The organism is Oceanospirillum sp. (assembly GCF_982874595.1).
On sequence record NZ_CEYNZH010000021.1, the window covers coordinates 1 to 24,593 of the forward strand.

The 24,593-nt window shown below is 49.9% G+C and carries 24 protein-coding genes; 15 read left to right on the top strand and 9 right to left on the bottom strand.

The window, feature by feature from the left end; all coding sequences use genetic code 11:
- Positions 1-190 precede the first annotated feature (190 nt).
- Positions 191-901, top strand: coding sequence for a hypothetical protein (locus tag AC4GL5_RS10525; RefSeq protein ID WP_490382740.1), 711 nt, complete (start codon positions 191-193; stop codon positions 899-901).
- Positions 902-990: 89 nt separating this feature from the next.
- Here the strand turns inward: AC4GL5_RS10525 and AC4GL5_RS10530 are convergent, their stop codons facing one another.
- Positions 991-1,839 carry a substrate-binding periplasmic protein gene (locus tag AC4GL5_RS10530; protein ID WP_490382741.1) on the bottom strand — a complete coding sequence of 283 codons (849 nt, stop codon included), beginning with the start codon at positions 1,837-1,839 and terminating at the stop codon, positions 991-993.
- 206 nt (positions 1,840-2,045) lie between these two features.
- Between AC4GL5_RS10530 and AC4GL5_RS10535 the strand changes: the two genes are divergently transcribed.
- From AC4GL5_RS10535 to AC4GL5_RS10545, 3 genes are read left to right on the top strand one after another with little or no spacing between them, the layout of a single operon-like run.
- On the top strand, positions 2,046-4,571 hold the full coding sequence (locus tag AC4GL5_RS10535) for a bifunctional diguanylate cyclase/phosphodiesterase (protein WP_490382742.1): 2,526 nt from the start codon (positions 2,046-2,048) through the stop codon (positions 4,569-4,571).
- Positions 4,564-5,025: a CreA family protein gene (locus AC4GL5_RS10540; RefSeq protein WP_490382743.1), complete on the top strand. Its 462-nt coding sequence runs from the start codon at positions 4,564-4,566 to the stop codon at positions 5,023-5,025. Before AC4GL5_RS10535 ends, AC4GL5_RS10540 begins: the two co-directional genes overlap by 8 nt.
- A 41-nt stretch (positions 5,026-5,066) precedes the next feature.
- A complete protein-coding gene (locus AC4GL5_RS10545) occupies positions 5,067-6,119 on the top strand; it encodes a CaiB/BaiF CoA transferase family protein (protein WP_490382744.1) in 1,053 nt (350 codons plus the stop codon).
- Between the two features lie 63 nt (positions 6,120-6,182).
- Here the strand turns inward: AC4GL5_RS10545 and AC4GL5_RS10550 are convergent, their stop codons facing one another.
- The 5 genes from AC4GL5_RS10550 to AC4GL5_RS10570 form a co-directional block, all read right to left on the bottom strand.
- The gene (locus AC4GL5_RS10550) at positions 6,183-6,434 is read right to left on the bottom strand and encodes a peptidogalycan biosysnthesis protein (protein ID WP_490382788.1); all 252 of its coding nucleotides are present in this window, start codon (positions 6,432-6,434) and stop codon (positions 6,183-6,185) included.
- 221 nt (positions 6,435-6,655) lie between these two features.
- Positions 6,656-7,351, bottom strand: coding sequence for a DUF481 domain-containing protein (locus tag AC4GL5_RS10555; RefSeq protein WP_490382745.1), 696 nt, complete (start codon positions 7,349-7,351; stop codon positions 6,656-6,658).
- A gap of 359 nt (positions 7,352-7,710) precedes the next feature.
- Positions 7,711-8,856, bottom strand: a complete 1,146-nt coding sequence (locus AC4GL5_RS10560) for a GNAT family N-acetyltransferase (protein WP_490382746.1) — start codon at positions 8,854-8,856, stop codon at positions 7,711-7,713.
- An 80-nt stretch (positions 8,857-8,936) separates the two neighbouring features.
- Positions 8,937-9,416 carry an HAD family hydrolase gene (locus tag AC4GL5_RS10565; RefSeq protein ID WP_490382747.1) on the bottom strand — a complete coding sequence of 160 codons (480 nt, stop codon included), beginning with the start codon at positions 9,414-9,416 and terminating at the stop codon, positions 8,937-8,939.
- A gap of 54 nt (positions 9,417-9,470) precedes the next feature.
- On the bottom strand, positions 9,471-9,899 hold the full coding sequence (locus tag AC4GL5_RS10570) for an HIT domain-containing protein (RefSeq protein ID WP_490382748.1): 429 nt from the start codon (positions 9,897-9,899) through the stop codon (positions 9,471-9,473).
- A 211-nt stretch (positions 9,900-10,110) separates the two neighbouring features.
- Here AC4GL5_RS10570 and AC4GL5_RS10575 point away from each other — a divergent pair, with 211 nt between their 5' ends.
- From AC4GL5_RS10575 to AC4GL5_RS10585, 3 genes are all read left to right on the top strand, one after another.
- Positions 10,111-11,544, top strand: coding sequence for a Na+/H+ antiporter NhaC family protein (locus AC4GL5_RS10575; protein WP_490382749.1), 1,434 nt, complete (start codon positions 10,111-10,113; stop codon positions 11,542-11,544).
- A gap of 25 nt (positions 11,545-11,569) precedes the next feature.
- Positions 11,570-12,673 (top strand): class II histone deacetylase, encoded by a 1,104-nt coding sequence (locus AC4GL5_RS10580; protein WP_490382750.1) that lies wholly within the window; start codon positions 11,570-11,572, stop codon positions 12,671-12,673.
- A 67-nt stretch (positions 12,674-12,740) separates the two neighbouring features.
- Positions 12,741-13,574 carry a response regulator transcription factor gene (locus tag AC4GL5_RS10585; protein ID WP_490382751.1) on the top strand — a complete coding sequence of 278 codons (834 nt, stop codon included), beginning with the start codon at positions 12,741-12,743 and terminating at the stop codon, positions 13,572-13,574.
- Between the two features lie 12 nt (positions 13,575-13,586).
- On the opposite strand, the gene AC4GL5_RS10590 is transcribed toward AC4GL5_RS10585, so the two are convergent.
- The 3 genes from AC4GL5_RS10590 to AC4GL5_RS10600 form a co-directional block, all read right to left on the bottom strand.
- Positions 13,587-13,922 (bottom strand): hypothetical protein, encoded by a 336-nt coding sequence (locus tag AC4GL5_RS10590; protein WP_490382752.1) that lies wholly within the window; start codon positions 13,920-13,922, stop codon positions 13,587-13,589.
- 47 nt (positions 13,923-13,969) lie between these two features.
- The gene (locus AC4GL5_RS10595; protein WP_490382753.1) at positions 13,970-14,206 is read right to left on the bottom strand and encodes a hypothetical protein; all 237 of its coding nucleotides are present in this window, start codon (positions 14,204-14,206) and stop codon (positions 13,970-13,972) included.
- A gap of 111 nt (positions 14,207-14,317) precedes the next feature.
- Positions 14,318-14,731, bottom strand: coding sequence for a YacL family protein (locus AC4GL5_RS10600; protein ID WP_490382754.1), 414 nt, complete (start codon positions 14,729-14,731; stop codon positions 14,318-14,320).
- A gap of 502 nt (positions 14,732-15,233) precedes the next feature.
- Between AC4GL5_RS10600 and AC4GL5_RS10605 the strand changes: the two genes are divergently transcribed.
- The 8 genes from AC4GL5_RS10605 to pepQ all read left to right on the top strand — a co-directional run bounded on the left by AC4GL5_RS10605 (position 15,234) and on the right by pepQ (position 24,577).
- A complete protein-coding gene (locus AC4GL5_RS10605) occupies positions 15,234-16,790 on the top strand; it encodes an ABC transporter substrate-binding protein (protein WP_490382755.1) in 1,557 nt (518 codons plus the stop codon).
- A gap of 166 nt (positions 16,791-16,956) precedes the next feature.
- Positions 16,957-17,934, top strand: coding sequence for an ABC transporter permease (locus AC4GL5_RS10610; RefSeq protein WP_490382756.1), 978 nt, complete (start codon positions 16,957-16,959; stop codon positions 17,932-17,934).
- Positions 17,935-17,945: 11 nt separating this feature from the next.
- The gene (locus AC4GL5_RS10615; RefSeq protein WP_490382757.1) at positions 17,946-18,920 is read left to right on the top strand and encodes an ABC transporter permease; all 975 of its coding nucleotides are present in this window, start codon (positions 17,946-17,948) and stop codon (positions 18,918-18,920) included.
- A gap of 4 nt (positions 18,921-18,924) precedes the next feature.
- Complete coding sequence (locus AC4GL5_RS10620) at positions 18,925-19,917, top strand: ABC transporter ATP-binding protein (RefSeq protein ID WP_490382758.1); 993 nt, start codon at positions 18,925-18,927, stop codon at positions 19,915-19,917.
- Between the two features lies 1 nt (position 19,918).
- The gene (locus AC4GL5_RS10625) at positions 19,919-20,965 is read left to right on the top strand and encodes an ABC transporter ATP-binding protein (RefSeq protein WP_490382759.1); all 1,047 of its coding nucleotides are present in this window, start codon (positions 19,919-19,921) and stop codon (positions 20,963-20,965) included.
- A gap of 18 nt (positions 20,966-20,983) precedes the next feature.
- Positions 20,984-22,150: a M14 family metallopeptidase gene (locus AC4GL5_RS10630; RefSeq protein ID WP_490382760.1), complete on the top strand. Its 1,167-nt coding sequence runs from the start codon at positions 20,984-20,986 to the stop codon at positions 22,148-22,150.
- Positions 22,151-22,239: 89 nt separating this feature from the next.
- On the top strand, positions 22,240-23,178 hold the full coding sequence (locus AC4GL5_RS10635; protein ID WP_490382761.1) for a LysR family transcriptional regulator: 939 nt from the start codon (positions 22,240-22,242) through the stop codon (positions 23,176-23,178).
- 94 nt (positions 23,179-23,272) lie between these two features.
- Positions 23,273-24,577, top strand: coding sequence for a Xaa-Pro dipeptidase (gene pepQ / locus AC4GL5_RS10640; protein WP_490382762.1), 1,305 nt, complete (start codon positions 23,273-23,275; stop codon positions 24,575-24,577).
- Positions 24,578-24,593 lie beyond the last annotated feature (16 nt).

Below are 24,593 nucleotides of genomic sequence, written 5' to 3' on the forward strand. Positions count from 1 at the left end.
ACATCGTCAAGCGCCTTATACGGAAACCCCGCTTCAGTCGAAGCGGGGTTTTTTTTATGCCCCGAAAAAGGGTGCTCAGACAGCTTATGATGAATTTTGGTGAACACGGGCTGGCTCGTAGGAAATTAGCTAGTATTCAGGTTAATATAGTCATGTCTAACAAGTTTTGTAATAAGGTCATCTTCCCAGTATGAGTGAAAATTCTGCACTTCCCCCCGAGCTTGAAAGCCTGGTCCAGCAACTGGTTCAGAGTTCTGTCGACAAGATGAAAACAGAACTGGTGGCCTATATCGACAAGAAGTTTGAGGTTGCGGCCTTAACTTCCGAGTCTCCCTCGGCATCTAAGACCGAGAGCGTTAATCAAGAAGAAGAGACTGATCACATTACACTAAGTATGGTCATGCTCCAGATTGCAGCCATCTTTGAGAAGTTCGGTCACTATGATGAGATCTATCGTACCTATGGTATTGAGGCTGATGCTTTTCAGGATGAGTGCAATGAGACTTTGGATGTTATGCGCTATCAGGTTGAGCAGTTTGAGTCTCAACTGAAAGACTTTCAGAATCGCCTGCATATTGAAGAGAGTGGCGGAGAGTCTGCTATTCGGCATAATTCTGAGATACAGCAGAAATTTGAAGCACTCTCTAAAGAAGTCCAGGAAACACTGGGGCAATTCGATCAGTACTTTGATGCTCAACTGAAGCAATTAGAGGGACTACCTGAAGTGGTAGAGGCACTCAGGCAGGACCTGGATAAGAAGCAGGGTAAGAGTGAAGCTCTTATCCGAATGCAGGAAAATAAAGCAGAGCTGATTGCCAAGGTAAAAGCGGCTGTTGATGAGTTGAATATCCAGCTGCCGAAGGTAGTTAGTGTTCAGATTGAAAAGGCTTCTAAGCAGTAATAGCTGTTGCTTCTTATAGCCTTGAGTATGGGACATCTCCATAAAAAAACCTCAGAGCAACTGCTGCTGAGGTTTTTTATTAGGGTTTTTTACTTACCCGGAATTAAAGCAATAGGCAGTAGGTTGTTCTGACGTGCATAGTGCTCAAGACGGCCATCTTTTTTGATGTCATGAACAAACTGGTTCACTCGCTGCAACCACCCGGGCTGTCCCTTCTTAACGGCATAGGCATACTGGAACTGCTTTGTCTCACCTTTGGGGACAAGCAGTTGAGCCCAGTCATACACTTTAACCATCTTTTGTCCGTAGGGGTAATCTGTGATAAAGACATCGGCGCGCCCCGAACGTACTTCTACCTCCCGCTGACTATGCTTTACAACAGTCATCAGCTCTGCATTTTTAAGGCTGTTGCGCATTGCACCTTCCATATACGTGCCTTTCTGAACGCAAACAACAACGCCCGGCTGATCCATCGATTCCCAGCTTTTAACAATGGGATTGGACTTGTTAGCAATGCCGTACATACCACTGCTGAGATAAGGATCGCTATAATCGATGTGCTTGGCGCGGGCTTCCGTTTTACCAACGCCAAACATAGCAAGGTCGCATTTATCCTGTTCAATATCTTTCATAAAGATGCCGAAGTGAGTTGGTATATACTCGACAGAAACGCCTAAATCTTTGGCAAATTCTTTGGATAAACCGATATCGATTCCTTCCAGCTCACCGGTTTTCTTGTTTTTATAAGAAATTGAGAAGTATTCCGGCCAGATGCAGACGCGTATTTTTCCAGATTCAATGATTTGCTCTTCCCGGCTGGATGAGGGATGAGCCTGGAGATCACTAAAAAAGCCTGCGATGGTAAAAAAAATAATAAAAGAGGCTAAGAATCGGATGCTATTTATACCGAGTCCAGATAGTCTAACTTCTTGTCTCATAAGGATAACCCTTGCTTATCATCATTGTCAGATAATGTAACTTATTGCTATTTTATTGCTTTACTCTAGGTGCGATTTGATCTGTGTTAGTTAATTCCCTTTTCTTTTTAAAAAGTGCTCTGATACGACAGAAATGGATCTTTCTGATAGCGCTGTGTGCACTGGTTTTTCTATGGCTTGTTCTGTCCCATACGGTTGATAGAGGTGTGTCCAGAAGTCTCAGCGAACAAGAGAGTAGTAGTGCCTTGCTTGCCCATGCACTGGAAGACTCTATAGTCAGGTCTTTACAGTCTGTTAATAGCTCCATGATAGCGCTCATCGAGAGTTTGCCTCAGCTGGATGACCGTATCGAAATTGAAAATATTTTGAGGGAACAGCTTAGAACTTCACCTCAGCTCAGGTCCATTGATTTATTAGATGCCGATGGAATTATCAAGGCAACCGTGACCCGCAGTTATGGATCTAAGCTGGATTACCCTTGTATCAAACGGCTTAAAAATGAACCGATGACCGAGCTGGCTATCGGCTCTCCAAAACCGGGTCGTTATCCAAATGATCCTTTTACGGAACGAATGACTTTAACCCATATCCCATTTTGTCTGGCTGTTCGGGATGACCAGGGTGTTGTGCGCAATATTCTGGTGGCCTCTATCAACCCCCAGTATTTTGGTAATCTTTTTGGATCAGTGGGGGATACGCTGCATTCGTACGTTCAACTCTACCGTTATGATGGTACTAAGTTGCTGGGTGATCAATCAGTATCGCCAAAAACACAATTGCTTAGAGATCACGTGAACGAAACCAGCTGGGGGCAGTACCGCGAGTCGATTAACGGACAGAACTATCTGATCAGCTATCGATCTACATCTCTTCTGCCTTTGATAACCGTACTTATTTCAGATGAAGCCGTAGCTTTGTCTTCATGGCGGAATGATGAAAAAATGATACGCATTTTTCTTATGCTGACAGCTTTTTTTATCATTATCACTGCATTTGTTATTGCCACGCTGATGGAAAAACGTCGCTTAACAGAAGGCGATAATTATCTGTTAAGCACTGCGATTCGTAGTACGGCAAATGCTATTTTTATTACGAGTAAAACAGGCCAGATTCAATGGGTTAACAAAGCTTTCACACGCCTGACAGGCTATGACTTTGACGAAGTGAAAGGGAAAACGCCTAAGATTCTGAACTCTGGTTACCATTCTCATGATTTCTTTGGTGGACTTTGGCGATCCATTCTTAGTGGCCAGAGCTGGCGTGGAGAATTGGTTAACCGTCATAAGGACGGTCATACGATGACTGTTGAGCAGACGGTAACACCCATTTTGACTCGGGGTGAAGTTGAGCATTTTATTGCTGTTCATGAGGATATGACGGCCCGTAAAAGTGCTGAGCAGCGCGCATTATTTCTGGCTGATCACGATCCGCTGACTTCTCTGCCGAATCGGCGTTATTTTGAGCAAAAATTATATGACATTTTCCGCAGTCAACGGCTGAGTGATGTTTCTATTCTTTTCATCGACCTTGATCGCTTCAAAGAAATCAATGACACAATGGGTCATGAAGCGGGTGATGCCCTTTTAATTCATACCACCGATAATCTAAGGAAGATTCTTCCGGAGAATGCACTTTTGGCTCGCTTGGGTGGGGATGAATTTGCCGTTTTATCCGAAGAATGTGCTGATCATAATCGTCAGGCATTGCTTGCTGAGCGAATTATTGCTGCTGTTGCACAGCCTTTTCACTATGGTGATGGCTCTTTTAGTGTGACCTGTAGTGTCGGTATTGCTTTGGGGAGTTATACCGCAACTGATGCGTCAATGATGTTGCGTCAGGCTGATCTTGCGATGTACAAGGCTAAGCATGATGGCAAGAACACTTTTCGCTTCTTTGATGAGGCGATGGATGCTCTGATGAAGCGTCGTGTATTCCTTCAGCAGCAGCTTGAGCTTGCTGTTCATCGGGAGAAAGATCTCAGTCTCAGATTTCAGCCTCAGGTGGAAGCGTCGACAGGCCGGGTTTATGGGGCAGAGGCACTTCTGCGATGGGAAGTAGGGCAAGGAGAATGGGTTTCTCCGGCCGAATTTATCACTTTGGCTGAGGAGACCGGTCAGATTCTTGAGGTTGGTGTTTGGTTAATGGAGAGTCTTTTCCGGCAGATGGCTGCGTGGAATGCTAAAGATTTTACTTTTGGCAAGATCTCTATGAATATTTCTGCAGTTCAGTTGGCAAGAGATACTTTGGCACAACGATTACTCGACCTGTTGGATAAGTTTGCTATCCCTTACGGGCAGGTGTGTGTGGAAATTACTGAAACCACACTGATGACCGATTCTGAGATGGTCACTGAAAATCTGAAACGTCTTAAAAAGGCAGGTATTACGCTATCTATTGATGACTTTGGTACAGGTTATTCCTCTCTGAGCTACCTGAAAGCACTGAATGCTGATCATCTAAAGATAGATCGCAGTTTTATCATTGGCATTGGCGTTAATGACTCTGACGAGCATATCGTGCGTGCCACGATGGCGCTGGCTCACAGCCTTGGGATGGAGACTGTGGCAGAAGGGGTTGATAGCCGGGAGCAGCTGATTTTTCTTCAGGGGCTTTCCTGTGACTATATTCAGGGGTATCTGTTTGCCAAGCCTCTTGAGGCTGACGACTTTGAGGCATTTGTTTTAGAACGCAATCGTATGGCCGAATCAATTGAAGGGAAAAATCATGTGTAAACAGATCAAAGCTATTCTGGTCCTTGGGTTAATGGTCTTATCACTTATTGCGAAGGGTGAGGAAATTGGTTCGGTAAGTACCGTCTTTAAAATGTTGGGACCAAACCATAAAATTGTTATTGAGGCCTTTGATGACCCTGATATTGAGGGGGTGAGCTGTTGGCTTGCCCGTGCAAAGACTGGAGGCATAAGTGGTGGCCTTGGGTTGGCCGAGGACCCTTCCGATGGCTCTATCGCCTGTCGTCAGGTAGGGCCGATCTCTTTACCAAGTGACTTAGAAGATGGAGAAAAAGTTTTTAATAAGCGTACCAGTCTAATCTTTAAAACGCTTCAGGTGGTTCGCTTTTATGATGAAAAACGACATACCTTGATCTACCTTGTTTATTCCGACAAATTGGTTGAAGGTTCGCCGAAAAACTCAATTTCAGTGGTGTCGATACAGGATAATTTCTGACCGGCAGCCCAATCTAAAACAATAATAAAGGATTGATGGATATGCCTGAGAACAAAAAGCCCCTGAAGGGGCTGAAAATTCTTGATTTCAGTACACTGTTGCCCGGCCCCTATGCCTCTATGATTATGGCGGAGATGGGGGCTGAGGTGCTTCGGGTTGAATCTCCCGCCCGCCCGGATCTTGTTAAAGGGCTAACCCCTCAAATTCAAGGCGTTTCTGCCGCATATCGACAGCTGAATGACAAGAAAGATGTCTGTTATCTCGATTTGAAACAACCAGAGGCGGTCGAAGAGGTTAAGGCGCTGGTTAAAGAGTACGATATCGTGCTGGAGCAGTTTCGCCCTGGTGTGATGGGTCGGTTGGGTGTTGGTTATGATGCTTTACGGCAGCACAATGAAGCGCTTATTTATTGCAGTATTACGGGGTACGGACAAACCGGCCCTTACCGCGACCGGGCAGGTCACGACCTGAACTATCTGGCTTTAAGTGGGCTTGCGGACTACAGTCGTCGCAAAGGTGATGCGCCGGTGCCTCAGGGGATGCAGGTTGCTGATCTTGCCGGTGGCTCTCATCAGGCTGTGATGGCGGTTCTGGCTGCAGTCATTCAGCGCCAGTTGCAGGGTGAAGGGCAGTATATTGATATCAGTATGACCGATGCGGCCTTTTCTCTGAATGGTATGGCTGGTGCTGCGGCATTGGCCGGAGGGGAGTCGCCCTCTGCAGAAACTGGATGGCTCAATGGCGGCACGTTTTATGATTACTATGAGACCTCAGATGGCCGCTATATGGCCGTTGGTAGTCTCGAGCTGCAGTTCCAGCAGCGTTTGCTGGAGACGCTGAATCTGACGCACCTTGCGGCACAATGCGCTGACTTTAGCGAAGAAGCTCAGCAGGCGGTTAAAATTTCGATTCAGGAGGTTTTTCTGTCTCAGCCGTTTGATTACTGGTGTGAGAAGTTCGCAGCCGTTGATGCTTGTGTTGAGCCTGTTCTGACCTTTGACGAGGCCTGTCATCATCCTCAGTTGTCAGAGCGGCGACTTATAAGAGATGGTCGATATAGCGTTCAGATGGCACCGGCATTTCGCTTCCGATAGATAGCCATTGGGACAACTGTGGCCTCATAGGCGATTACCAGCATCATCTTTTCCGGCATGATTTCAACTAATAGCAAAAAGAAGGCGCGGTTCAGATAGCCCTGTCGCCCGCGCTAAGCGGGATCCCTGTTCTGCAACTTTGTGCCTTTCCTGTCTGACATTTTTACGTTTTTTCGAGCTGAAACAGCCTAAACGCTGATCGAAATCCTGCCCGTTGTCGGTATTAAACCAGTAGAAATGGCAGGTGAGATGGGGGTATAGGTTCTGATCGGCCAGCAGCTGATGTTCGTCTTCCTGCGGGAATAGCAGATGCAGGCGGAAGCGCTCATTCGCATCGCTACGGCCTTTACGGCATCAACAATCAGAGTAGACAGGTACGACGGCCTCTGACTTAATTCATGTTTTAAAATACCGCTAATCGTATGCGTTCAGTAAGCCAGCGTACAAGGGGAGAGTTTTTTCCTTTTGTTTGCAGTGCCTTATGGCTTGCTTTAAGGACGTTGCTCTGTTTTAAACAGAATCATGCTTATTTGGCATCAGAAGCTGTAGGCCAGTGTGACTTCAAACTCTGTATTTGTGTTTGCTGCATCCTCTGGAACAACATCGGTGTAGTCCACTCTGTAGTTGATCTTAGTAGCCAGGCTACCATTGATCTGGCTTTTCAGGCCAGTTTCTGAAAGCCAGATTGTCTTTTGAGAGCCTGTGTTTACGGATAAAAGCTGATCGAATTGCACGGCTTCATTGAGCTGCCAGAAAAATTTACCGGCAAGACGCAACACGGTTTCTTCTTCAATCTCATTATCAGCCTTAAGTTTATCGTAACGATAGCCTGGGCCTACTTCTAGGTCCAAATGGTGTTCGTCGGTATTTGTCAATCGATAGCCGTAGCCTAAAGAAATCAGCGTTTGGTAGTCATAACCACTGAAACGATCGAATTCGTAGCTGGCAGATGAGGCTAGGTAATGATGTTCAGTAAATTTGTGATCAAGAGTTAAAGTTCCTTCATAACGCTCTTTAGATGTTTCTCCATCCTCTTTACTGGTTAGAACACTAAGTTTGAGGCCTGAGTCCCAGAACTCTCCTTTACGAAGGATACTGAACTTACCGCTGAAGTTTGATGTGTCTGTATCACCTGTGGTTCTTATGGAGCCCAGTTCCGCTGTTCCGTTCCAGATTGGAAGTTTTATTGTTGGCTCCTCAACGGGTTGCTCTGCTTCGGTACTGCTTGTCATCGAGGCTCTCACCTCTTCGGGTTGAGTAATGATTCCTGTAAGGAGGAGTGAAAGTAGGGCAGCAGTTTTGTACATCAAAAAGCATTTCCAAGTGGTGATTTTTAAAGCGGTATTGCCGTTAAGCTGAGTCAGCTGCAGCCCTATAGCATTGATAAAGACAGGGCGGCCTGATGAAAACTGACAGTATTTAGAGCTTTTTGTTTGTGTCTTATTGAAAGCACAGTGTAATTGATTGTGTTTTTTTGGTGGAAGATGCTTTTTATTTTGAGGGTATGTGACTCTCAGATTCGTCTATGCTGAGCAACGATGGGGGCAGTTGGCCGGTAAAAGCAAGAGGATAGATATGAGAGCTTTGGTCTCTAAGTAAATTCTTTAAACGGCAACATCCCACAGGCATGTTCTGCATACTGCTGAACATGCTCCGCTTCTTCTTCGACAAAATCTCTTATTGCATCATCAAAGCCCGGTTCAGCCAGCCAGTGGTTTGACCAGGTGAGTATCGGCTGGAAGCCCCGACTGATCTTGTGTTCACCCTGAGTACCGGGGTCAAAATGGTTCAGGCCGTGTTCCAGGCAGTATTCGATACCCTGATAGTAACAGGCTTCAAAATGCAGGCTGTCAGCCTCAACCTTGCTGCCCCAGTAGCGTCCGTAAAGACTGGCGTTGTCATGGAAAAACAGCGCTGCAGCCACGGGAGCATCTTCCGCGTTATAGGCGATTACCAGCATCATCTTTTCCGGCATGGTTTTAACTAATAGCTGAAAGAAGGTGCGGTTCAGATACCCCTGTCGCCCACGCTGCAGGTAGGTGATGTGGTAGCAGTGATAGAAGTGTTCCAGCTGTTCTGGCGTGATCTCTGTGCCTTCAACCCGCGCTAAGCGGAATCCCTGTTCGGCAACTTTGCGCCTTTCCTGTCTGACATTTTTACGCTTTTTCGAGCTGAAACTGCCCAGAAACTGATCGAAATCCTGCCAGTTGTCGGTATTAAACCAGTGGAACTGGCAGGTAAGGCGGGTGTGCAGGTTCTGATCGGCCAGCAGCTGATGTTCGTCTTCCTGCGGGAACAGCAGATGCCAGCCGGAAGCGCCTAATCGCATCGCTTCGGCCTTTACTGCCGCGACAATGACCGGAACCAGATCAGATTTCTGTATCGACGCTTTAACCAGCAGACGCTCTCCCTGACTTGGGGTGTAGGGGATTGCTGTCACCAGTTTGGGGTAATAGGCCAGCCCGTAACGCTGATAGGCATCGGACCATGACCAGTCAAAAACGTACTCGCCGTAGGAATGGGTTTTGAGATAAAGCGGCATAAAGGCGATCAGGCCATCATCGGATTCCACCACCAGGTGGTGAGGTTTCCAGCCGCCTTTTTCGCTGGCAGCTCCGGAGCTTTCCAGAGCCTGCAGAAAGGCTTTACCGATAAATGGGTTGTTGTCTGCATTGTGGAGCTGTTGCCAATCGGCATCATCAATCTGGGCGATGTTTTCGATAAAACGTATCTTCATCAGCGCGGACTTCCCCTCGGGATTTACAAAATATTCAGCGGCTTAGCTTTGGGTATGTGCTTATACGTCTGTTATGGGAATCAGTGCAGCAGCTCTTCCAGGCTTTTTATCATACGGAATGGCTGTCCCTTGTGTTCAGCCAAACCACTTTGATCTGTCAGCCATACGGCTTTTAGCCCAGCTTCCAGTGCGGGCGCGATATCTTTGTCAAAATGATCACCGACCATGGTGCACTGCTCGGGGATAACGCCCAACTGCCGGATAATAGTCCGGTAGAAATCCGCTGTGCCTTTGCCGATTCCCAGATTGCTCTGGCAGAAATAGCCTTCAAGATAAGGGCATAAACCCACCCGATCAAAAGCCGCGCGGATATCGCTTTCCGCGGAATCAGCCGCGCCTGTTGCGACAAAAAGCCGGGCGCTTTGACTGAATTCCGCCAATACCTTATCAGCTTCATGCTGTATCTGAACCTTAGGCCAATCTTTCATCTTGCCGGTCATATCGGGGAAATCCACCATCAGGGTATCCCCCCAGTCGAACAGATAAATCGGCTGGTGCATTTTGCTCTCTGTCACTGCGACTCACTCCCGATCAAATCAGCTGAAGCTCTTTATTCAGACCAGCTGAAGCTTTGGCATCGCTTCCTGCAGGTGGGGAATCAGCTGTTGAATGCGGGACTGAGCGTCTTCCTCGCTCATCGCTTCCGGTGAGCCTACACCCCAGATGGGGGCAGGCCAGGCGGCGTCATCTTCCTGACGAACCACATGGTGCATGTGCAGTTGTGGGACGACATTGCCCAGGGCAGCGACATTCATTTTATGGCCGTGAAAAGCGGTCATCAGGGCTTCGGCCAGAATGCAGGATTCATCCATCAGGTGCTGACGATCCGGTTTGTCCAGCTGGTGGATCTCGGTAATGCCGCCAATGCGAGGGATCAGAATAAACCAGGGAAAGCGGCTGTCATTCATCATCACCAGGCGGCTCAGCGGAAAGTCAGCAACCGGGATGGTGTCCTGCTCAAGACGGGAGTGCAAGGTAAACATAGGGTGCTCCTGAAAACAGTAGGCCGTTATGAATATTGGATGAAAAGGCCAGTGATTTCAGAAGCATAGCAGAGATAAAACCGGCCCCAATAGCTCTTTTTTCAGTGGCGGGGCCTATGTCCCCTTGGGGACATTTAGCATTCTGAAACCGCTTCCTAGAATGGATGGCGATCCAAAGCAGACAAAAACAACATCAATTGAGGATCCCCCTATGGATAATGTTCAGACAGGCCGCCGCTTCCAATGGAAGTTGCGCCTACCATACGTATCGCTGATAACACTCTTGGTCGCTACGCTGCTGATCTATCAGTTTTACGGAAAAGAAGAAGATTTTGGCAGCCTGAGCCTGTTACCTACGGCTGTTGTACTGGTTATTTCTCTGATTACCCACCGCACCCTTGAGGCTCTTATTGTTGGAAGCCTGACCGGCTTTCTGATGATCTCACCTCAAACGGCGTTGCAGGATTTTTCAGCAACCGCCCTTGAGGTGATGCAGGACCCAACCACCGGCTGGATCTTTCTGGTCTGCGGCCTGTTTGGCAGCCTGATTGCATTGCTGCAATTCTCCGGAGGGACGCTGGCATTTAGTGATCTGGTCGGGCGCTATTGCCGCACCCGTCGCAAGGCACTGATATTTGGCTGGTTGCTTGGGATTCTGATCTTTATCGATGACTACCTCAACGCCCTGACCGTCAGTACCGCAATGCGCAAACTGACCGATAAGCTGAAGATCTCCCGTGAGATGTTGGCCTATCTGGTGGATTCAACGGCTGCACCGGTTTGTCTTCTGATTCCTTTCTCAACCTGGGTTATCTACTTGGCCGGTCTGCTGGAAAGCAACGGTTTGGCTGAAGCGGGTGGCGGTTTTAGTTTTTATCTGGAGCTGTTGCCCTATCTCTTTTACCCCTGGATTGCTGTGATTCTGGTGCCACTGGTGATCTCCGGCATTATTCCTCCTTTAGGTGCGATGAAGCAGGCCGAACAGAATTGCTCTGAACAGCCTGTAAACGATGAATCTGACACCCCGGATCACGTTAAACCCCGCATGATCAATTTTGTGCTGCCTATGCTCACTCTGATTTTGAGCACCTGGTACTTTGATATTGATGCATTGATGGGGATTGGCTGCGCGCTGATGGTGACGCTTGGCTTATACAGCATCCAGAGGATTGCTCCTTTTGCCCGTCTCTTTGATGAGCTGATGGCGGGGATTGAATCCATGCTGGTCCCTCTGGGGATTATTTTTATCGCCTTTATTCTGCAAGTGGTGAATGAAAAGCTAGGGTTGGCACCCTATCTGATTGAGTCGGTAACGCCCTATATGGATGCTCAATGGTTACCGGCACTGACCTTTTTGCTGTTGGCGGCACTGGCCTTCAGTACCGGTACCTTCTGGGGCGTTTATGCCATTGCACTGCCGATTGTAGTGCCGCTGGCTCAGTCACTTGAGGCCAGTATGCCTCTGACGTTGGGGGCTCTTATCTCGGCGGGAGCCTTTGGTAGTCACGCCTGCTTCTTTGGTGATGCCACTGTTATTTCCGCTAAAGGTTGCGGTATTACACCGATGCAACACGCGGTCACTCAGCTTCCTTATGTGCTTATTGCTGCTGTATTGAGCTTTTTGCTCTTTTTGTTCGCAGCCTGAAAATAAAAATCAGGAGAGTAAAACGATGAGAAAAACTGGATTTGCATACCATGAGATCTGCATGTGGCATGACCCGGGTCCTTGCTCGGTTTTTGATCAGGCAGGAGGGTTTATCCAGCCTTCAGTTGCGGCTGAAAACCCTGAAACCAAACGCAGGTTACGTAATTTGCTTGAGGTGAGTGGCCTGTTAAATGAGTTGGCTCCTGTTTCCGGTGAACCTGCGGCTCTGGAAGATCTGCAGCGATTCCATACTCCTGAGTACCTGCAGGGGCTGATGGAGGCGTCAGAAGCCGGTTTTGGTGATGGTGGTGAATATGCGCCTTTCCGCAAAGATGGTTTTGAGATCGCACGAAAGTCCGCAGGTCTGGCCATTGCCACCGTTGAAGCTGTGCTTCGGGGGGAGATTGATAATGGTTACTGCTTATCGCGTCCACCGGGGCATCACGCTGAGCGTGATCGTGGTCGTGGCTTTTGCCTGATCGGCAATATTCCGGTGGCGATTATGGCAGCACAGGCAAAAGGCTTGGTGAAGCGTGTGGCTGTTATTGACTGGGATGTGCATCATGGCAATGGCACTCAGCAAGCGTTCTACGATGATGGGGATGTACTGGCCATCTCTCTGCATCATGAAAATAATTACCCCAGTAATTCAGGTAGTGCTGAAGAGCGTGGCGAAGGAGAAGGTTTTGGTCTTAATCTGAATATTCCACTGCATGCCGGTTCCGGGATCGGGGCTTACGAGGCGACTCTGGAGCAGTTGGTTATTCCTGCGCTGGAAGCCTTTAAGCCGGAGCTGATTGTGGTTGCCTGTGGTTTTGATGCGGCAGCAATGGACCCGCTGGGATGTATGATCCTGAACAGTACCGCTTTTGCGACCATGACCCGGAGTCTGATGGAGGTTGCTGATCGTCTGTGTAGCGGTAAGTTAGTCATGGTTCATGAAGGGGGGTATTCTGAGGGGTATGTTCCTTTCTGTGGTCATGCGGTTATTGAAACACTGAGTGATAGCTCAATTCGGGTGCCAGATCCCCTTGCGGAAGATATTGCCGTTTGGGGGCAGCAGGATCTTCAGCCTCATCAGCAGGGATTGCTTGACCAACTCAAACCACTGATTAAGGATATCCGGTAACCCGCTGTTGTTTTAACCTTGTCATGCCGGAGAAGGCTGCCCGGCATGACGTATCGGATTTTTTGATATGCAAAAAATCAAGTTGGATGATCCGCTCCCCACTACTTTGGAGCCTCTGGCCGAATTGGTCAGAACCATGCGTAGCCCTCAGTTTTTGCCTTCTATAGGTAAAATGCTGGAACAGTATTTTTCCGGTATTCACTACGTGCTCTTTTTCTTTGATTGTGAAAGGCGACCTGTACTTTTACAGGACAACCTTAGTGAAGACCTGAAACAGAAGGTTCTTAAACCATACTGTGATCGTATGTACCTGCTGGACCCTTTCTATCGCTATTGGCTGGCCAATCAAAGGCCTGACTTTACAACACTTGATTCTGTGGCACCGCACGGTTTCCGCCAATCAGAATATTTCCAGGAATACTACGCGCCTCTTGGTTTATACGACGAAGCCATGTGTTTTTTCCAACTGACAGAAACACAATGCTTTGGCTTGTCCTTTGGTTTTTACAGTCATCGTCAGCGGGTAGAGCCTGAGCATTTGGGGCAACAGGTACGACTGCTTTTTCCTGTTCTGCAGGCGATGGTCGAGCAGTTCTGGCTAAGTAGTAACCTGAATCTGCAAAGTGATGACAACCCGGCTGAGCTTTATCTTCTGGATAATTTCGGTAAAGAGGTTCTCAGTAGTCGTGAGCAGGAGATCGCACGGCTTATCGTTCTGGGCTACTCTTCGAAAGGCATTGCAGACCGTTTAGGTATCGCGTTGGGTACGGTGAAAAACCACCGTAAACACCTGTATGCAAAGCTACAAATCAACAGTCAGGCAGAGCTGTTTAATCTGTTTCTGCTCTATCAGAATAAAGCGCACTGGGATAGTCAGGGTGGCCTGGAAGGGCCGGAATAAATCACGGGGTGTTTAACGGAAAGGCAGGTGCAGCCTTGCACCGCACCTGAGGTCAAGCCGGGCTTCATTCAGCTTATCGATCTCTTTAGCGATGATCTCGCCAGCTGATTCGAGAAACATGTCTTCATCTTCCGCGTCACGCAGAACGGCACTCATAACCTTCATGTTGGTCGCAAAGCCGCCGGTCATTTGGCGTTTCTTAAAATTGAAGGTTTTCAGAAGTTCGCCGTCGTCCATTACTTTTATCTGGAATCCCAGATAAGGATAGGCCAGAGAGTCTGTTGGTACTGGCGTTGCGTCAGCGACGAAACGACGATCATATTGAACGTCAACGTGTAGTGTATACATCTCTTCCTGTGAGGAGAGGGGTAGGGACAGAGATTAAAAATAGTCGCTCAGGTCACTTGTCTAAATTCGGCCGCGAGCAGCTTCACAATCAACAGGCAAGGAAATGCGCCATGCATGGCAAGGTCAAACCAGTCAATGGCAGCTTTCAGTTCACCATTAACCAGCATCCGCAGTTTTTCCACCAGATGTGGCTCCGGAAAGAAGGGGGCGAGGCCCAGTGTCAGTGAACCGATAATCAGAATGGCCCAGGGGAGGGAGTCGAGCCAGTTCAGCAGTGTGCTCATGGAGAAAACCTTTATATCGTAACAATGATATTAAATTAACAGTTTCTAATTTTGAGCTATGCTACTGGATTTTCGGGTGCCATCCCAGTAGTAGCGCCAGCTAATAAATAGCTAGCGCTGATTTTCCCGCAGAAATTCACGCCACTCTTCCAGCAGATACGCAAAGTCATCCAGTCCGCACTCTGCTTTAGCATCGGCTTCGTCAGCCTGAAGGTCCTGCTCTTCAAGTCTGGCGCGATCATAACCGCCTTCGCGGACTTCATGTTCAAGGCTTTCATCAAACAGCAGCCAGTTGGCAATGATGGCGCATTCGTCTGTGGTCAGAGTGATCTGAAACTCAGGGTCGCTGCCGATATATTCCCGTTTGTTGCCCTGCTTTATATCCGCAATAATTTCCAGCAGATCATCCAGTGCGCAGATCGACTGGCGCTCTTTAGCGTTGAACCAGCGTTCCAGAGCGGTTTGTTCGCCGTTAAGTTCAAGGCTGCACTGACCGTCACGGTCGCGGATAAAGTCAAATTCCATTAGCGGGTATTCTCTGAAAAGGGTGGCTTATACAAAAACTGAATCAGGCCGATCCATCCGGTTTCTTTTTCGTGCATAACAGCTATTCACGATGGGTATGAAGGATGAATCGGGCGCGATATTAGGCAAGCAATGGGCTTTCGGCAAGCGGATAAAGGCTGTTTAAGTGCTTCCGGAGATAAAAAATGATGTGGCCGAAAGAAAAACAACGTTTTTTTTGATGGGGAGGATTAGCGGAATAAGGCAAAATTATGGTGTTTTTGCACTTTAAAGGCGCTTGGCTAGGAAATTACGCTGTTTTAATGCGCGATTTTAGGGAGATTTTCAGGTGCTATACGGATCTTGTATGGCATCTTTCGTTATTCAAATTGGTAGTCCCCGAAGCATCAATTAGACTTTTTTCGATGACAGTTGTGTGAATTTGCTCACAACTAACGTTCAGAAGCACTTTCCGACTGAACGACGATCGCTAAAAAAAGATAATAACTAACGGGAATCCAAGATGAAAAAATCCGTATCCCTGCTGGCCGGTGCCATCTTAAGCCTTGGGCTTATGAGCGGCGCTAATGCAGCAACTTTGAAGATGGCATACGATGCTGACCCTGTGTCTCTTGATCCACACGAGCAGCTTTCCGGTGGCACACTACAGCTGTCCCATATGACGTTTGATCCTCTGGTTCGCTGGGACAAGAAGCTGGGCTTCGAAGCGCGTCTGGCAGAGAAGTGGGAGCGTGTCGATGATCTGACTATGCGTTTCCATCTGCGTAAGGGTGTAAAATTCCACTCCGGTAATACCTTCACCGCTAAAGACGTTGAGTTCACCTTCAACCGTCTGCGTGAATCTGCTGACTTTAAAGGCGTTTTCGCTCCTTTCTCCGAGCTGAAAGTGATCGATGACTACACCATCGAACTGAAAACTGAAAAGCCTTTCCCGCTGATTCTTAACAACCTGACTTACCTGTTCCCGATGGACAGCAAGTTCTATTCAGGTAATGACGCCAACGGTGAGCCTAAAGACAAGCTGGTTAAACACGGTAACACCTTCGCATCCCGTCAGCTGTCCGGTACTGGGCCTTACACCGTGACTTACCGCCAGCAAGGTGTAAAAGTTGAGTTCGATCGCAACGGCAACTACTGGGATACCCAGTCTCCTGGCAACGTTGATAAGATCGTGCTGACGCCGATTAAAGAAGCACCGACCCGTGTTGCCGCTCTGCTGTCCGGTGACATTGACTTTATCGCGCCGGTTCCGTCGACCGATCACAAACGCATCGAGTCCAATAAAAAAGTGGATCTGGTGACTATGGGCGGTACCCGTATCATCACCTTCCAGATGAACCAGGAACGTGTTGAAGCCTTTAAAGATGCCCGTGTACGTCAGGCTGTTGCTTATGCAATCAACCAGCAGGGTATCGTTAAGAAGATCATGCGTGGTTTCGCAACGCCTGCTGCACAGATGAGCCCTTGGGGTTATCTGGGTCACAACGAAGCGCTTAAGCCTCGTTACGATCTGAAGAAAGCGAAGCAGCTGATGAAAGAAGCGGGCTACGAAGACGGTTTCACCGTGACCATGATGGCGCCTAACAACCGTTATGTGAACGATGAGAAGATCGCTCAGGCGGTTGCGTCTATGCTGGCTAAGATCAAGATCACAGTGGATCTGAAAACCCTGCCTAAAGCACAGTACTGGGGTGAGTTCGACGCTCGCGCTGCAGACATGATGATGATCGGCTGGCACGCCGATACCGAAGATTCCAACAACTTCTTCGAGTTCCTGACGGCATGCCCTGATACTGAAACCGGTCTGGGTCAGTACAACAGCGGTAACTACTGCAACCCTGAAGCTGACAAGCTGATGAAGCAGGCAAACACCGAAACCAGTCCTAAGAAACGTGCACAGATGATGCAGAAAATCGAACAGATGCTGTACGACGATGCTGCGTTTATTCCTCTGCACTGGCAGAATCTGGCTTGGGCCGCTCGTAAGGGCGTGAATATTGAGCCTGTGCTGAACGTCATGAACTTCCCTTACCTGGGTGATCTGGTTATTGAAGAATAATCACGACACCTGAGATCACGGCTTATTAAGTCGATGTGAAGTTCGGCCGGTCTGGCCTCTCGCCCCCGAGAGTCAGGTCGGCTCTGTGTTCCCCGTTGAATACTCCCCCATGAAATAAAGAATAAAACGACGCAGGGACCCGCGACGTGATAAAGGCAGAACAACCATGATTGCTTTTTTTATAAAACGACTGGCTCAGGCGGTAGTAGTGATGTTCGTCATCAGTATTATCAGCTTTTCCATTCAGGATAATCTGGGCGACCCATTGCAAGAAATGGTCGGTCAATCGGTATCAGAAGCCGAACGTCAGCAGCTGCGTGACGAATTGGGCCTGAATGATCCCTTCTTTGTACAGTACGGCCGCTTTGTAAAAAATGCGCTGCAAGGTGATTTGGGCACCTCTTACTTCTTCAAAGAACCGGCACTGGATGTGATTCTGGGTAAACTCACGGCGACACTGGAGCTGGTATTTGGTGCGTCACTGATTATTGTTTTTCTATCGGTGCCGTTGGGTGTTTACTCTGCCATCAACCCTCAAAGCTGGTTCTCCAAGGCTGTTATGGGCTTCAGTATTATCGGTATTTCGGTACCGGTTTTCCTGACCGCTATCGGCCTGATCTACTTCTTCTCGATTGAGTTGGGCTGGATGCCTTCCTTCGGTCGCGGTGAAACCCGTGAGATGTTCTGGGGTTGGGAATCCGGCTTCTTTACCTGGGATGGTCTGGCGCACCTGGTGCTGCCGTGTATCTCTCTGGCTTCTATTATGCTGCCGCTGTTTATCCGTCTGATCCGTGCGGAGATGATGGAGATGCTGCAGTCCGAATACGTGAAATTTGCCTGGGCGAAGGGGCTTAACCCGCGCCGTATCTACTTTCTGCACGCGCTGAAAAACACCATGCTGCCGGTAATTACTGTTGGTGGTGTTCAGATCGGAACCATGGTGGCGTACACCATTCTGACCGAGACCGTCTTTCAATGGCCGGGAATGGGCTTTATGTTCCTGGAAGCGATCAACCGTGTGGATACTCCGCTGATTGTGGCTTACCTGATTGTGGTCGGTGCGATCTTTGTCATCACCAACACGATCGTCGATCTGATTTACGGTCTCGTGAATCCTACGGTGAATCTGGCGGGTAAGAAATAAGGCGGAATGACATGACAACTCAAAATCAAACACCAGTCAGCAAAATGCCTGCACCGGAGAAAGCTCCTTCAGCTTGGCAGCGTTTCAAAGAAACGCACGTTTGGCACAGCTTTATCAAAGACCGTGTGGCTCAGATCAGTCTGACCATCTTTATGGGTTACGTAATCATGGCGTTGTTTGCGCCTGCGATTGCACCTTTTGATCCGTATGATCCGACTCAGATCGACATTATGAACTCCGAGCTGCCTCCGAGCTGGGATGAAGAGATGGGCGACGAGCAGTTCTGGCTGGGTACCGATGCTCAGGGGCGTGACCTCTGGTCGACGATTCTGTACGGCACCCGTATCTCTCTGACTATCGGTATCTGCGCGGTACTCTTGCAGGCGACTATCGGTATCATCATTGGCCTGATTGCCGGTTACCGTGGTGGCCGCGTGGACAGCATCCTGATGCGTTTTGCTGATGTTCAGCTGTCCTTCTCCACCATGATGGTAGCGATTGTGGTGCTGGCGATTTTTCAGGCCAGTTTCGGCACCGAGCTGTATCAGGATCTGGCGATGGTGATGCTGATTCTGGTGATCGGTATTGCTGAATGGCCGCAGTACGCCCGTACCATTCGTGCATCAGTACTGGCGGAGAAAAAGAAAGAGTATGTGGATGCCGCCCGTGTGATGGGACTGGGGCAGATCCGTATTATGTTCCGTCATATTCTGCCAAACACCTTAAGCCCGATTCTGGTGATCTCCACCGTACAGGTGGCTAACGCGATCATCTCGGAAGCGTCTCTCTCCTTCCTGGGACTGGGTATGCCGGTCTCTCAGCCATCTCTAGGTTCTCTGATCTCCAGTGGCTTTGAATATATTTTCTCCGGTGCCTGGTGGATCACCGTGATTCCGGGGATTGTGCTGGTGGTACTGGTTCTGGTGATGAACCTGCTGGGCGACTGGCTGCGTGATGTACTCAACCCGAAACTGTATAAGGGGTAAGACGATGGCGTTATTAGAAGTTAAAAACCTTGAAGTCAGTTTCGGTCTGCGCAGCGGCGATGTAAAAGCGCTGCGCAACATCAACTTCACGCTGGATCGCGGCGAGCGTCTGGGCCTTGTGGGTGAATCCGGTGCCGGTAAATCCGTGTTGGGTTTCTCCATTCTGAACCTGATCTCCAAGCCGGGCCGTATCTCAGACGGACAGATTCTGTTTGAAGGTAAAGATCTGGCGGATATGTCAGCGGAAGAGCTGCGTAATGTTCGTGGTAACCGCATCTCGATGATCTTTCAGGATCCGATGATGACGCTGAATCCGGTACTGACCATCGGTCAGCAGATGATCGAATGTCTGCAGGCACACCGCAAAATCAGCAAAGAAGATGCCCGCACCATTGCGATTCAGAAACTGCAGCAGGTGCAGATTCCGTCACCGGAAACCCGTATCGATCAGTACCCGCACGAGCTGTCCGGTGGTATGCGCCAGCGTGTGGTGATCGCCGTAGGTCTGCTGATGGACCCTGATATCATCATCGCTGATGAACCAACCACAGCACTGGACGTAACCATTCAGGCGGAAATCATGGAGCTGATGGTTGAGCTGTGTGAACGCAACAACGTCGCCCTGATTCTGATCACCCATGATCTGGGTGTGGTCTCTCAGGTAACTCAGAAAGCGATCGTGATGTACGCCGGTCGTATTATTGAGCAGGGCCCGACCCGCGAGATTATCAACGATGCTCAGCACCCTTATACCCAGGGCCTGATGAACGCATTGCCGCAGATGGCGATTCCGGGTCAGCGTCTGAATCAGATTCGTGGTTCGATGCCATCCCTGCAGAAAATCCCAACCGGTTGTGCCTTCAACCCGCGTTGCGACTATGTTCGCGATGCCTGTACCCAACAGTTGCCGGGCTTTACTGTTTCCGGCAACTGTCAGGTGGCCTGCCATATGGTGGCCGAGATGAAGCAAGCGGAACAGGCATCTGAGGGCGTATAACATGACCGATAGCAAAATTACTGAACAGGCGGATCAGCAGCCTGAATCTTTGGTACAGATCCGAGGTTTGTACAAAAAATTTAATATCTCCGGCGACTTTCTGGATCAGCTGAAATTTAAAGGCGGCAAGATTGTCCGTGAACAGGAGTTTGTCCATGCCATTAATGGCGTGAATCTTGATGTACACAAGGGTGAAGCCCTATGCGTGGTTGGGGAATCCGGTTGCGGTAAATCTACCGTGGCCCGGACTGTGATGGGGCTTTTGACGCCGTCTCGGGGCAGCATCAGCTACCGTGGTGAGCGGATTGATGATCTGGATGACAAGCAGCTTCTGCCGTACCGCAAGAAGATGCAGATGATCTTCCAGAACCCGTACGCATCGCTTAACCCGCGTATGACCATCGCCCAGACACTGGAAGAGCCGGTGCGTCTGCACAACCCTGACTGGTCTGCCCAGCAGGTGCGTGACAAGGTGCATGAGGTGATGTTCTCTGTGGGTATCGACCCAAGCTGGGGCGAGCGTTTTGCCCACGAGTTCTCCGGTGGTCAGCGTCAGCGTATCAGTATCGCCCGCGCTCTGGCGGTTGATCCTGAGTTTATCGTGGCGGATGAGCCAATCTCAGCGCTGGACGTATCGATTCAGGCGCAGGTACTGAACCTGCTGATGGATGCGCAGGAAAAACGTAACCTGACCTATCTGTTTATTACCCACGACCTGGCGGTTGTTGAACACTTCGGCACCCGCGTGGCGGTGATGTATCTGGGTTCTCTGTGTGAACTGGCTTCGACCAAAACCCTGTTTGCCAAGCCGCGCCACCCGTACACTCAGGCGCTGATGTCTGCGATTCCGCGTCTGGAAGATGATCGCCCGCCGCATATCAAGCTGCAGGGTGAAGTACCAACACCGGTGAACCTGCCGAGTGGGTGTGTCTTCCACGGTCGTTGTCCGTATGCGAACGAACGCTGTAAGAAAGAGATTCCACAGCTGATCACCACCGATGAAGGCGGTCAGGTGGCCTGTCACGGTGTTGAGGAAGGTCGTCTGTAAGCGATCAGGGAGAAGATAATGAGTTTAACGATTCCGTCCGCAATCAAGATCAGCAGTCAGTTTGATGCCGGTAATATCGAGGTGCTGGATCTGGCACGTCCGCAGGATATTCAGCTGAGTATCCGTAAAGACAACCAGTCAGACTTTTTCCAGTGGTTCCATTTTCGTGTTCAGGGTGCTGAGAATCAGCCCCTGAATCTGCGTATCGTTAATGCAGGTCAGGCCGCTTATGTCGATGGCTGGCCTGATTACCGCGCTGTGGCTTCCTGCGACCGCGAAACCTGGTTCCGTGTGGACACCACCTATGAAGCCGACACCGGTGAACTGGTCATTCAACACACGCCTGCGCAGAACAGCATCTACTTTGCGTATTTTGCCCCTTACAGCTGGGAGCAGCATCTGGATCTGATCGCTCAGGCGCAGCAATCGGCCCTGTGTGAAGTCCATGATATCGGCACCACGCTGGATGGTCATGATCTGAACCTGCTGAAAATCAGTAAGGCTTCAGACGCGACCAGAGCAAAGAAACAGATCTGGGTGACGGCTCGTCAGCATCCCGGTGAAAGCATGGCCGAATGGTGTGCCGAGGGCTTTATCGCCCGACTGCTGGATGAAGATGATGCGCTGGCGCAATCGTTGCTGGAACAGGCTGATTTTTATGTTGTGCCGAATATGAATCCCGATGGTTCTATTCGCGGTCACCTGCGTACTAACGCCTGCGGTGCTAACCTTAACCGTGAGTGGGAAACCCCTACGGCTGAGCGCAGCCCTGAAGTGCTGGCGGTACGAACCCTGATGCAGCAAAGCGGTGTGGATCTGTTTCTGGATCTGCACGGTGATGAGGCGTTACCTTGCAACTTTATCGCCGGTCAGGAAGGTGCCCCTCATCTGGCGGCAAGCGTGCTGGAACAGGAAAACCGCTTTAAGCAGCATCTGGCGCAGATCAATCCGGACTTTCAGACGGAGCGCGGCTATCCGCCCGGCAAATTTGGCCCGGAGACGTTTACCATCGCCGCCTTCTGGGTCGGTCGGGAGTTTAACTGCCCGTCCATGACTCTGGAGATGCCTTTCAAGGATTATGACAACCGCCCGGATGCGGACTTCGGCTGGTCACCGGAACGCTCCATCAAACTGGGTGAATCCATGCTCTATCCGATTCACCAGTGGCTGCAAACTGATCTGTAAGCCCCGGATGGTTGTTTTGATAACCGGTCTGATCATGCAGGGGACGCTCCCCGAAATGGTCAAGCCGGTTTATTCGTTTAAGGTACGCTATGGAAGTTAGATGGCTTGATGACTTTATCGCTTTGGCACGCACCCGACATTTTTCCCGGGCAGCGGACGAGCGAAACGTCACCCAACCCACCCTCAGTCGCCGTATTAAACTGTTAGAGGAAGAGATGGGCACGACCCTGATCGACCGTAACAGTCTTCCGTTGTCTCTGACTGCGGCCGGTGAAGTGTTTCTGGCGGGCGCAGAACAGATGTCCCGTATCGCCCGTGAAACCAAGGTGCGCTGTAACGAGATCCGGGAGCAGCAGAGCAACCGCCTGACCTTTGCCACCACCCAGACCTTATATCTGACCCTCTATCACTCGGTGCTGATGCCTTTCTCGCAGCAGCATAATCTGCCGGTTGATCTGAACCTGAAATCCACCTCCTGGGTCGGCGCTGACTTTGTGAATGCCCTGTCTCAGGGAGAGTGCGATCTGGTGCTCTGCTTCTGGCACCCCACCATGAAGGTGGCGCGTGATCTGGATGATGAACGCTTTGAAAGCCTGACCGTTGCCCGTGAAAAACTGGTGCCGGTGACCGCCAATGATGAAGATGGCCGCCCGATGCACTATCTGCCGGGGCAGAAGAGCAAACCGCTGCCCTATATCGGTTACTACGAGAACTCCTTTATGCGTTCGGTGCTGGATCACTTTGTTCAGCAGCAACCGGAACCACCCCGGCTGGTGACCATGAATGAGAATGTTCATTCCGTGAGCGTTAAGGCGATGATCAAAGAAGGTTTTGGCTTTGGTTGGGTGCCTAAACGGCTGGTTAAAAGCAGTCTGGAACATGGCAGCCTGAGTCTGGCGGGCGGTGAGGAGTGGCATGTGCCCTTAGAGGTGCGTCTGTACCGTAACCGTCAGAATGTTCAGCCGAATATCAAACAGCTCTGGACACTGCTTGAAGAAGCGCTGGCCAGCCAGACCCTGAAGGTCTGACTGCGCATCGGCACCCGCTTTGACTCTGATGATCTGCGTTTCATTTTCAATGTTACAACCTGCTTGCGGGCAGGTTCGTTAAAAAGGTTTTGTTATGTCTGCACTTTATTTTGCTCATCTGTCCCAACTGCAGTCCCGTATTGAACCCCTGCTGCAGACGCACCAGTTTGATCAGCTGCTGATCGGTTCCGGCAGTCTGCACAAGCATTTTCTGGATGATACCCGTTACCCGTTCCGCCCGAATCCTCACTTTGTTCACTGGTCTACGTTTCTGACTCAGCACCCGGATTGCTGGTTGCTGGTACGTCCTGGACTTAAGCCACTGATGTTCTACTATACGCCGAAAGACTTCTGGCACCTGACCCCAGACCTGCCGTCAGCAGACTGGGCGCTAGGCTTTGAGTGGATCGCCTATGATGATCCGGCGGTTATGCTGGCTACCGTCGGTCAGGCGCGCACAGCTCTGATCAGCGAACAGGATCTGGCCGTTGATAACCTGATCCACAATCCCGAGGCTCTGATTCACGGTATTAACTTTGGCCGAGCCATCAAGACAGAGTGGGAGCTGCACTGCCTGCGGGAAGCTAACTATCTGGCGGTTAAAGGCCATCGTGCGGCTCAGCGTGGTTTTGAGTCCGGTCTGAGCGAATACGCGATTCATCAGGCTTACCTGAGTGCCATTTCCCATAACGAGCGCGATATGCCCTACGACAATATTGTCGGCCTGAATGAGCATGCCGCTGTGCTGCATTACCAGTTCCAGCAGCGTTCCGCTCCCGGTGAGCACCGCACCCTGCTGATTGATGCCGGTGCCAGCTTTAATGGCTACGCAGCGGATATCACCCGTACCTTTACTCAGGAAGGCACCCTGTTCTCTGATCTGGTAAAAGGTCTGGATGATCTGCAGCTGCAACTGTGTCACCAGATCAGCGCCGGTAGCGACTTTGTGGCGCTGCACGAGCAGATGCATCTGATGATTGCCGATCTGCTGAACCGTTTTGGCATTGTGCATGCGAATCCGGAAGAGCAGCTGGAGCAGGGGATTACCCGCACCTTCTATCCTCACGGGCTGGGTCATCTTTTGGGGCTGCAGGTGCATGATGTGGGTGGCTGGCAGCAGGATGCGGCAGGCACCATGAAAGAGCCACCCGCTGAGCATCCTTTCCTGCGTCTGACCCGCAAGCTGGAAGCCGGTTACGTGATCACCGTAGAGCCGGGGGTTTACTTTATCCCGCAACTGCTGGAAGAGCTGAAAGCGTCTAAGGCGTCCGATCAGATCAACTGGGCGATGGTTGAGAAGCTGCTGCCTTACGGTGGTATCCGCATCGAAGACAACCTGTGTGTCACAGCAGATGGTCGTGAAAATTACACCCGTGATGGTTTTGACCGTTTGATGTGATTTCCGCCTAAGCGCC